Origin of the sequence: Limosilactobacillus kribbianus (genome assembly GCF_026413145.1) — a bacterium.
In the GTDB taxonomy this organism is placed as follows: Bacteria; Bacillota; Bacilli; order Lactobacillales; family Lactobacillaceae; genus Limosilactobacillus; species Limosilactobacillus kribbianus.
The window spans coordinates 24,652-33,598 of record NZ_JAOVYZ010000020.1 but is presented as its reverse complement, the minus strand read 5'-3'; the positions used below and the strand labels follow the sequence as shown (position 1 = coordinate 33,598).

The following is an 8,947-nucleotide window of genomic DNA, read 5'->3' as shown; positions in this document are numbered from 1 at the left end:
AATGATAAAATAGTGGTGCTCATCAAGGTCCTTCTTTCTAATGGATTGTACGGTAACACCATTAAAGACCTTGATGGGTTTTTCTGTCCACTTAAATGTTCAACTTAAATTTTACAATCTGCCGTAATTAAAAAGACTGATGAGAAAGTAATTTCTCTCACCAGTCTTTTTATTAGTTCAGACTAAAGATTCAAATGATTTTTCTTCACCGCGTGCCGGTAAAACAGCCAGGCCAAAATGCCGAAGAAGACCGGACCAAAGGCAGTCCAGAAGGCCGTCTGAAGATCGTGGTCCAAAATTGGTTGGACGCAGGTAAAGATGATCCCCAGGCAAACGATGATCTCGACGAAAACTACCAAGACCTTGGTCCAGAAACGGTTCTTAAAGACCACAAAGTCGTGCGGAATTTCCTTCTTTTGGAAAATCGGGAAGGCCCCGACCAAGAAGATGTAGGGCGCGCAGGCCGAAACGTTGACCATGTCGGTCAGAATCTGGTAGAAGGCGCTGGCGGCCGAGCCCCCGAAGGAAATCAGGAAGATGATGCAGCAGACAAAGATCGCCTGCAGCCACATCGCAAAGGCCGGCATGCCGTGCTTGTTCAGCTTCGTCACCCGGGCCGGCCACAGCTTTGGATTAGCCCCCATCACGAAGGACTTGATCGGCGAGTAAACCAGCAGGAACATAGCGCCTAACATCCCCAGCAGACCAGATAAGGCAATCAGCCGGGTGAAAATGTTGCCGAGCAGGAGGTTGGTCGCGTGGCTCAGGCCCAGCGAGACTCCCATCATGTAACCAAGGCGGTCAAAGACCACGTAGGTCACGTTCCCCAGGTTGACGTTCGGCCGCGCGATGACGTGGTCGTAGTTGACGGTAAAGCCGGTCATCAGAATCATCAGCACGTAGCTCCCGATCGTCAGCAATGACCCGATTACCAGGCCGCGCGGGAAGGTATGTTCCGGGTCCTTCATGCTGTCGGTCACCCCACCGAGGTTTTCCATCCCGCTGTAGGCAAAGATGGCGTAGACAACGAAGGAGATCACCGCAATCGGCGTCTTAAAGGACGGATTTGGTGACTCGAAGAAACTGCTGATGCCATGGATTGGCTGGGCGGTGACCCCCTTGTTGGCAATGATTGCCACCAGGCTGGCCAGGATGAAAATCGCGTTCATCCCGATCATGAAGGCCCCACCAAAGGAACTAATCTTGGTAATTCCGTTCATTCCCTGCGAACTCAGGAAGGTCACTAAGAGGACAAAGATAATCGCCAGGATTCCAATCAGTTCTGTCGAATTAAAGATCCAGAAGTGCCAATGCTGCGTCGTGTCGTGCCCAAAGAGCAGGGCCGACAAGGTGATCCACAGGCGCGAGGCACTGGAGACCAGCCAGAGAATCCAGCTCGAAAGCCAGATGAAGGTACCAATAAAGGCCATCTTCTCCCCGATGGAACCGGCCAGCCAGGAGTAAATACCACCCTTGGCGTCCTTAAAGGCCGATCCGTACTCCGCCATCATCAGGCAGCACGGAAAGAAGAAGCAGACCCCAGCCAGGATGTACCAAAACATCCCAGCGTAGGCCATTTGTGCATAGGCAATGGAAACATTCCCAAAGCCGTAAATCGTTGAGATAATCATCAGCACCAAGGTCGGCGTGGTGATTAACTTAGGTTGTTTTCAGCCACTATAAATTCAACTCCCCCAAGCATATACTTTAGTTTTTTAAGTAGCTTCGTTTTAATTATATGCTATCGGACTTTATTAAAAAATGAACATGAGAAGCTTTTAATCCACCTTTTAATCAATAAATCCGGGGAAAGCAAAAGAGCCGCAATGGGCTTGGCATTGCGACTCTTGTTAAATTCTCATACTAATTGGCATCTTTGTCGCTCGCGATCGGCAAAATGATCCGGAAGAGCGAGCCGGCACCCAGGGAGCTTTCCAGGGTGATGGACCCGTGGTAGCCCTCAATCAGGCGCTTGGCGATTGACAGGCCCAATCCATTGCCACCCTTCTTGCGGCTACGGGCTTTGTCCACCCGGTAGAAGCGGTCAAAGACCTTGTCGATGTCCTCCGGCGGAATCCCGGCCCCGAAATCCTGAATTCCGATCTCGACGGTGTCCATCCCCCGTGAAAGCGAGATGTGGACCTCCCGCCGCTCGGTTGAATACTTGACGGCATTATCACAGAGGATTACCAGCACCTGCTCTAAGTGGTCCCGGTAGATATTGGCCGTGATCGGCTTGCTCAGGTCGTCATCGAGGGTAAAGACGAAGTCGGGGTAGAGCATCTTGAAGTTGTTGTAGACCTGGTGTACGACGTCATTGACCACCGTCTGCTGGTCACGGTAGTTGATGTCGACCTGCTCGGCTCTGGAAAGGTCGAGCATTTCGGCCACCAGGTTCTTCATCCGCTCCGTTTCGACCAAGGAAGCGTTGATTGAATCGTTAAGGACCTTTGGATCATCCTTCCCCCAGCGCTGCAGCATGTCGAGGTGACCCTGAATAATGGCAATCGGGGTCCGCAATTCGTGACTGACGTCGTTGACGAATTGCGACTGCTGGTTGATGTAGCGTTGAGTCTGGTCAAGCATCTCGTTAAACATCGTCGCCAGCTCGGCCAACTCGTCGTTGTGGGCCGGTACTGGTACCCGCGCGTTCTTGGTAGGGTCCTTGCTGATGACCTTGACCGTGTCGTGAATGTCACCAAGGGGCCGCAAAAAGAGCATCGACAGGAAGTAGCCCAAAAGCCCGCTGGCCAGAACTACCAGGCACAGGGCCAGGATCATCACGAGACGCAGCTGCCGGTAGTTCCGGTAGTAGACGTTCAGCTTGTTTTCGACCTGAAGATAGCCGATCAAGCGATGACCCTGCTTGGCGTAAATTGGGGCCTGACCGACGATAATCTTGTGCCCGGGACCCTTTTTCATTTGGACCCGGTGCTGGTCGTTAAAGGCCGGCTTGGTGATGGGCTGCCCGGTACTGAGGACCGTCTGATGCTTGGGGCTGTAGACGTTGACAACCAGGTGCCCGTCGCTCAATTCCTGGACGATTGGCCGCTGGTACTGGGCGCCCCCCGTTTTGTGCTGGACCAGCGCCGATTGAACATTTCGCTTGGTGAGGGGGCGATCCACCTGTCCCAACTGGCGGCTAATGTTGGTCATCCCCTGATCTAGCAGCCCGCGCTCTTGTTCAAATAGCCGCTGCGTGAAGGAGGTGAACATCGCCATGGCGACAATGAAGAAGATGAATAGTGAACCCACGGCCGTCCCAAAGGCCCATTTCAGCTTGAGGGAAATAAATCGACGGTCGCTTGTTTTCTCATCCATAGTTAACCACGAGCCTTAGGAACGAATAACGTAACCGGTGCCCCGAACGGTCTGAATGTAGCTCTTCTCGCCAGGCCGGTCGATCTTGTTCCGCAGGTAACGGATGTAAACATCCACGACGTTGGTTTCCACCTTGGAATCGTATCCCCAAACCTTACTGAGCAATTCTTTCCGGGACATCACCACGTTGATGTTTTCCATCAGGATCAAGAGCAGTTCGTATTCCCGCTTGGTCAGGTTGATGACCTCGTCGCCACGCCGGACAACCCGGTTTTCCTTTTCGATCGTCAAGTCCTTGTAGTTGACCGTGGTCTGGTGTTCCTTATTGTTGCCATCCTCGATGCTGATCCGCCGCAGCAGTGCCCGCACCCGGGCCAACAGTTCTTCAATGGCAAAGGGCTTGACGATGTAGTCGTCGGCACCGTGGTCCAATCCAGAAACCCGGTCGATGACGGAATCTCTGGCCGTCATGATGATGATCGGGGTGTCCTTGACTTCGCGGACCCGCCGTGCGACCTCAATCCCGTTTAATTCCGGCAGCATCAAATCCAAGAGAATCACGTCGAAGTCCTGGTTCAGGGCCGCGTCCAGGCCAGCACGCCCGTCCAATTCGACATCTGTGTCATAGCCCTCGTGCTTGAGCTCCATGTCGACAAACTTTGCTAAATTTTCTTCGTCTTCGATAATTAAGATTCGACTCATTACTTTCACCTGCTAATAATTAATTTGAACGTTCGTATTAATAAAACAAAATAATTTTATCACAGTTTTCTAATAAACCCCAGCCTTAGCCGCGGTAAAATCAAGAAATCTTTCCACACGCCCCAGGCCAGCCCACTGAATTATTAAATTTTAAAAATAAAAAATCACCCCAGGTCCGGCGCCTAATGGATGATTTTTATCGGTCAAATTAGTTGTTAGTGTTAACAACTTGCTTGCCGTTGTAGTAGCCACAGTTTGGGCATACCATGTGGGACTTGCGAAGTTCACCACAGTTTGGGCAAGGAGTTAAGCCAGGGACGTTCAACTTAATGTGCGCCCGACGCATGTTCTTCTTGGACTTTGAAGTCTTCCGTGCTGGAACAGCCATGTTAGACACCTCCTAGGATTAATTTATCCACAAATGGTTTTTAACCGTCCGCTACTTTTTATCATCCTGATCAGGAAATAACTTTTGCAGTTTCGCGAAACGTGGATCAACTTTCTGATCTTTCTGCTTGCTGGCCTTGTAGTCATCCTCGGAGATGACGCTCCAGTCATTCCCCTTCGGCATGGCTTTGCCGGCCTTTTCATCCGCAGAAAGCACTCGTAACGGCACCTGCTCGACGATGTTCTCCGCTAGTGCGGTATCGAAGTCGATCGGCTCCCCGGGCTTCAAGAGGAAAACGACCTCGTCATCCTCGTAGCGCGAAAAGTGATCACGATCATCAATATACGTCTCCGTAAAGTCAAAGTCAAGCGGTAACGAAACGGGAGTAAGCGAACGACTAGATGGCACCGTCAGCGTCGTCTTGACGTTGGCACTGATGGTCACATCCCCGTCGTCGTAGGATACGTACCCGTCCACCTTCACCGGTTCAACGGCTAAGATGATATCCGGGAACAGTTTCGTTAGTGATGCGTTCAGATCAAAAGTACTTTGAATATGAAGTGGTTCATCTTGGTATCGATGTAACTCTGCAATCGACCATTTCATCGTACTAACCTCCTAATGCAACGTATGCAATTATACTAGTCCCCCGATGGCTTGTCAATGTTTTTTCCTTGACAGCTCTCGGCCCGCGCACCGGGGCATTTCACCGGTCAAAGAGCATGATCGGCGGGTGGCTTAAGTCCTGTTCAACCGGGGTGAAATTCTGGTAAAGCTTGCCGGCCCGGTAATCCAGATTGCACAGGTGATCGCGCATCTGCTGGCTAACCTTGGTAAAGATCGGCAAGCTGACCTCCTTTTTCACCTGGTGCAGGTAGGCCCGGCCACGGTCGGTAAAACCCAGAATATGAATGTAGGGCTGTTGGAGATGGGCCGCCATCTCCTCCTCACTGATCTGCAGAGTGGCATAAAGGCACATCCGCAGGAGATGGGCATAGGTGTAGCGCTTGGTCTTTAGGCGGTGGATAAAGGTGTCAAAATCGAGCGTCTGCTGGGCAACCTCCTTCATCCGGTTCTCCAATCCCTCCGCCATCTGGTAAATGTCCGCCAGATAATCGGTCGGGGCCTGAATTAATTGATTGCGCAGAAGCGGAAAGAGCTGCTCCCAGGACGGCACCTGTTTCACCTGCCGCAAGCCCTGGGCCATTGCTTCGGGAACGGTCGCCCCAAAATCAGCCTGTGTGGCGACCGCCTGGCGAATTGCACTGGCGCTGGCGATCTGACCGTGGATCTCCTGGTCATGGTAATCGCTGCCCCGCCGCTGAATCGCGTGCAAGTGCATCGGGTAGTGGTGGTTCAGGACGGTCTTCGTGTAGGCAAAGGCCAGAATATCGTTGGGATCTTTGAGCATCACCCCGGTCTGGGCGGCCAGCTGCTCGTTGAACTGGGTGGCGTAGGTGGCGTTGTACTGGTTGAACTCCGCGGTATCAAAATTCTTTTCCGCCGCCACCAGCGCCCCAAAGTCCCAGTCGGGGTGCTCGGCCCCAAAGGCGACCTGATCCACCGCTAGGGCATTCAGGATTGCCAGGGCACCGGCCGCAAACCGATGGGCCGGCTGAACAGCCGAAAAGATTGGCAGCTCCACGACCAGGTCGACCCCATTTTCAAGGACGGCCCGGGTCCGGGTCCACTTATCGACAATTGTCGGCTCGCCCCGCTGGGTGAAGTTACCACTCATCACGGCCACTGCAACGTCCGCACCGGTCGCCTTCTTGGCTTGACCAAGGAAATAGCGGTGCCCATTATGGAAGGGGTTGTACTCGACAACCATGCCAACTGCTTGCATCTTGTTCATCCCCTATTTATGGCAGTCAAAGAACCAGCGCGTCGTCTCCTCATCGGGCTCATTATGCCCAAAGTCAGCACTGACGCGTACGTGGTTAAAGCCAGCCGCAACCAATGCTTGTTGGAGGTCGGCCAACGGGTAGCTGCGCTCAAAGTGGGTTTCGCCCACCCGTTCATATTGACCATTGTCCAGCCGATTAAAGAAGGCCAGGTCGTGAATTACCCCGTGTTCGACCTCATCGTCGCCATAGCTGCGCCACATGAAGGCATGCTGGTGATCATCGTCCTCATAATTGTACATGTAGCCAGGATAGATGACGTCCGTCTGGTAGGGCGTAATCACGTCAAAGAGAAAACGGCCGCCTGCTTTGAGGTGGTCGTAAACCTGGCGAAAACTGGTGGTGACATCCGCTAAATTATCAAGGTAGCTAAACGAATCCGCATAACAGGTCACCATGTCGTACTCGGGCAGACCAGTGAGGTCCCGCATGTCCGCCTGGAGCAGGTTTAGCTCAACTCCCGCATCGGTGGCATGCTGGGCCGCCAGTGCCAGCATGTCCGCCGATAGATCCACGACGGTCATTTTCTTGCCCGCTTTTGCTAGCAAGACGGCCAAGCGACCGGCACCACCAGCCAGGTCAAGGATGGTCGTCGCCTTTTCGCCACCGTGTTCCAGCGTGTACTGCGCCCAGTCTTCATAAAGCTGGTCGTCGAAGAGCTGGTCGTACAGTTGGGCAAAGGTATGGTAAATCATTAGTCGTTAACCCATTGGTCGATGTTCACCAGTGGAGCATCGGACCACAGCTTTTCAAGGTTGTAGAAGCTCCGGGTTTCTTCCCGGAAAACGTGAACGACCACGTCACCAAGGTCGATCAGGACCCACTTGGCATGGTTCTTCCCCTCGACACTCCCGATGTTGACCTGGTTTTCGTGGGCCTTTTCGATAATGGCGTTGGCAATCGCCTGAACCTGCCGATCGGAGCCCCCGGTCATGATCACAAAGTAATCGGCCATCGGGCTAATCTCGTCCACCTTCAGCGCAACGATATCCTCGGCCCGCCGACCATCGGCGGCCTTGACAACCATTTCCAGTAATTGTTTGCTTTCCATCTAGTCAATCTTCCCTTCGTAAGCAGGTACCCAGGCGTTATAGGTTTCAATCGTCTTCGGGTACACTGGTTTGTTGTTTTCAATCAAGTATTCCAAGGTGTGCTTGGTCTGGTAGGCCACACCGGCACCCAGGTCTGACTCGGTCAATTGCCGGGCGGTCTCCACGCCAGCAAAATCACGAGCCGGCTCAATGTAGTCGGCCATGTAGATGATCTGCTCTAGTTTGGACATGACGGCCGCCCCGGTTGTATGATGACGGACTGCATTTAAGATGTCTTCATCCCAGATGCCCAGTTCATCCTTGATCAGCTCGGCCCCGACGATTCCGTGCCAAATGGCATTGCCGTAATTCAGTAAGTCGGGATCCAGGCCCTTTTGATGAATTTCAGCAATAAAATCCTGGTCCGGACGCTGCTTGGCATAGTCATGACACAAGCCGGCAATACTAGCCTTTTCAACGTCCACTTTGTTTAACTTTGCCAGGTGAATCGCCGTTTGTTCAACCCGCAGGACGTGGTGGAAACGTTTCTCCTTGAGGGCCTGCTGGAGCCGGTCAACCAGCTGGTCTCTTGTCAATGGAATATAGTGGTGACGATACTCAATAATCTCACTAGTCATGATATAAATGATGCTCCTCTATATACTTGGCAACTGCCTTGGGAACCATGTAGCGAATCGACTGGCCCCGCCGGATCCGGTTGCGAATATCGGTTGAACTAAAGCCAACTGGTGGCACGTCCACCCAGATCACGGGATAGTCCGACTCGTTCTTGGCGCCCGGCCGGCGAACCCCAACAAAGTGGAAACGCGGCAGACGCACCAAATCGTCAATCCGATACCATTTACTCAGATAATCGACCATGTCGCCACCGATGATGAGGTAGTATTCGGTCGTTGGGTTCTTCTCCAGCAGCCTTTTCATCGTGTTATAAGTATAACTGATACCGCCCCGGTCGACCTCGCTGTGCTCAATTGCAAAGAGCGGATTATCCTTAATGGCCAGCTGAAGCATTGCTAACCGCGCATCGGCATCGATTGCAGACTTGTGATCGACGTGCGGTGGCGTCGCATCCGGCATAAACCGAACTTGGTCGAGCGATAAGGTATGCCCGACCTGGTCCGCCACCAGCAAGTGGGCATTATGAACCGGATTGAAAGTTCCACCGTAAATGCCAACCCGCCGCCGTTTTTCCATCATTACCGTTTCCGGTTGCACCCGCGGTTGCGGGGTTTCAATGACTCGACAACGCTGCATAAGCACACTTCCTTAAATTCGCGCAACGCGATCTGATAATTCCCGCAAGTCCTTGTTTGCGGAAACCTTAAACAAGACTAAAACCCGACCAATCGTCTGAACGACCTGGATGTCGGTATTATCTTCAATAAATGATTTTAATTCATCAGTGTCAACATCGGCATTCTGCAGGATGTTGACCTTAATCAGTTCTCGCCGGTCCAGGGCGCCATCAAGTTGGGCCAGCCAGTTTTGGGTCAGACCTTCCTTACCAACCGCAAAAATTGGCTGCAGGTGGTTGGCCTGCGCCCGCAAGAAACGTTTTTGCTTTCCTCTTAATTTCATTA

Annotated in this window: 11 protein-coding genes; all 11 read right to left on the bottom strand. The window is 52.6% G+C overall.

Annotation, left to right across the window (positions count from 1 at the left end; all coding sequences use genetic code 11):
- Positions 1 to 182: 182 nt before the first annotated feature.
- The gene (yjeM, locus tag OCT58_RS05775; RefSeq protein WP_267201931.1) at positions 183 to 1,655 is read right to left on the bottom strand and encodes a glutamate/gamma-aminobutyrate family transporter YjeM; all 1,473 of its coding nucleotides are present in this window, start codon (positions 1,653 to 1,655) and stop codon (positions 183 to 185) included.
- Positions 1,656 to 1,863: 208 nt separating this feature from the next.
- Positions 1,864 to 3,321, bottom strand: coding sequence for a sensor histidine kinase (locus tag OCT58_RS05770; RefSeq protein WP_267201929.1), 1,458 nt, complete (start codon positions 3,319 to 3,321; stop codon positions 1,864 to 1,866).
- Between the two features lie 15 nt (positions 3,322 to 3,336).
- Positions 3,337 to 4,023 (bottom strand): response regulator transcription factor, encoded by a 687-nt coding sequence (locus tag OCT58_RS05765; protein ID WP_267201928.1) that lies wholly within the window; start codon positions 4,021 to 4,023, stop codon positions 3,337 to 3,339.
- A 208-nt stretch (positions 4,024 to 4,231) separates the two neighbouring features.
- Positions 4,232 to 4,411 (bottom strand): 50S ribosomal protein L32, encoded by a 180-nt coding sequence (gene rpmF / locus OCT58_RS05760; protein ID WP_267201927.1) that lies wholly within the window; start codon positions 4,409 to 4,411, stop codon positions 4,232 to 4,234.
- Between the two features lie 51 nt (positions 4,412 to 4,462).
- Positions 4,463 to 5,017 carry a YceD family protein gene (locus OCT58_RS05755; RefSeq protein WP_267201926.1) on the bottom strand — a complete coding sequence of 185 codons (555 nt, stop codon included), beginning with the start codon at positions 5,015 to 5,017 and terminating at the stop codon, positions 4,463 to 4,465.
- 100 nt (positions 5,018 to 5,117) lie between these two features.
- Positions 5,118 to 6,257, bottom strand: a complete 1,140-nt coding sequence (locus tag OCT58_RS05750; RefSeq protein WP_267201925.1) for a nucleotidyltransferase — start codon at positions 6,255 to 6,257, stop codon at positions 5,118 to 5,120.
- 12 nt (positions 6,258 to 6,269) lie between these two features.
- A complete protein-coding gene (locus OCT58_RS05745; RefSeq protein ID WP_267201924.1) occupies positions 6,270 to 7,010 on the bottom strand; it encodes a class I SAM-dependent DNA methyltransferase in 741 nt (246 codons plus the stop codon).
- Positions 7,010 to 7,366 carry a ribosome silencing factor gene (gene rsfS / locus OCT58_RS05740; RefSeq protein ID WP_267201923.1) on the bottom strand — a complete coding sequence of 119 codons (357 nt, stop codon included), beginning with the start codon at positions 7,364 to 7,366 and terminating at the stop codon, positions 7,010 to 7,012. Before rsfS ends, OCT58_RS05745 begins: the two co-directional genes overlap by 1 nt.
- Positions 7,367 to 7,984: a bis(5'-nucleosyl)-tetraphosphatase (symmetrical) YqeK gene (yqeK, locus tag OCT58_RS05735; RefSeq protein ID WP_267201922.1), complete on the bottom strand. Its 618-nt coding sequence runs from the start codon at positions 7,982 to 7,984 to the stop codon at positions 7,367 to 7,369.
- Entirely contained in the window at positions 7,977 to 8,621 is a 645-nt protein-coding gene (locus tag OCT58_RS05730) for a nicotinate-nucleotide adenylyltransferase (RefSeq protein WP_267201921.1), read from the bottom strand. Before OCT58_RS05730 ends, yqeK begins: the two co-directional genes overlap by 8 nt.
- Before the next feature lie 12 nt (positions 8,622 to 8,633).
- Positions 8,634 to 8,945 (bottom strand): ribosome assembly RNA-binding protein YhbY, encoded by a 312-nt coding sequence (gene yhbY, locus OCT58_RS05725; protein ID WP_267201920.1) that lies wholly within the window; start codon positions 8,943 to 8,945, stop codon positions 8,634 to 8,636.
- Positions 8,946 to 8,947 lie beyond the last annotated feature (2 nt).

Coding starts and splice junctions, on each gene's coding strand:
- OCT58_RS05770 (WP_267201929.1), bottom strand. CDS start 3,321: ATGGATGAGAAAACAAGCGACCGTCGATTTATTTCCCTCAAGCTGAAA.
- OCT58_RS05765 (WP_267201928.1), bottom strand. CDS start 4,023: ATGAGTCGAATCTTAATTATCGAAGACGAAGAAAATTTAGCAAAGTTT.
- rpmF (WP_267201927.1), bottom strand. CDS start 4,411: ATGGCTGTTCCAGCACGGAAGACTTCAAAGTCCAAGAAGAACATGCGT.
- OCT58_RS05755 (WP_267201926.1), bottom strand. CDS start 5,017: ATGAAATGGTCGATTGCAGAGTTACATCGATACCAAGATGAACCACTT.
- OCT58_RS05750 (WP_267201925.1), bottom strand. CDS start 6,257: ATGCAAGCAGTTGGCATGGTTGTCGAGTACAACCCCTTCCATAATGGG.
- OCT58_RS05745 (WP_267201924.1), bottom strand. CDS start 7,010: ATGATTTACCATACCTTTGCCCAACTGTACGACCAGCTCTTCGACGAC.
- rsfS (WP_267201923.1), bottom strand. CDS start 7,366: ATGGAAAGCAAACAATTACTGGAAATGGTTGTCAAGGCCGCCGATGGT.
- yqeK (WP_267201922.1), bottom strand. CDS start 7,984: ATGACTAGTGAGATTATTGAGTATCGTCACCACTATATTCCATTGACA.
- OCT58_RS05730 (WP_267201921.1), bottom strand. CDS start 8,621: ATGCAGCGTTGTCGAGTCATTGAAACCCCGCAACCGCGGGTGCAACCG.
- yhbY (WP_267201920.1), bottom strand. CDS start 8,945: ATGAAATTAAGAGGAAAGCAAAAACGTTTCTTGCGGGCGCAGGCCAAC.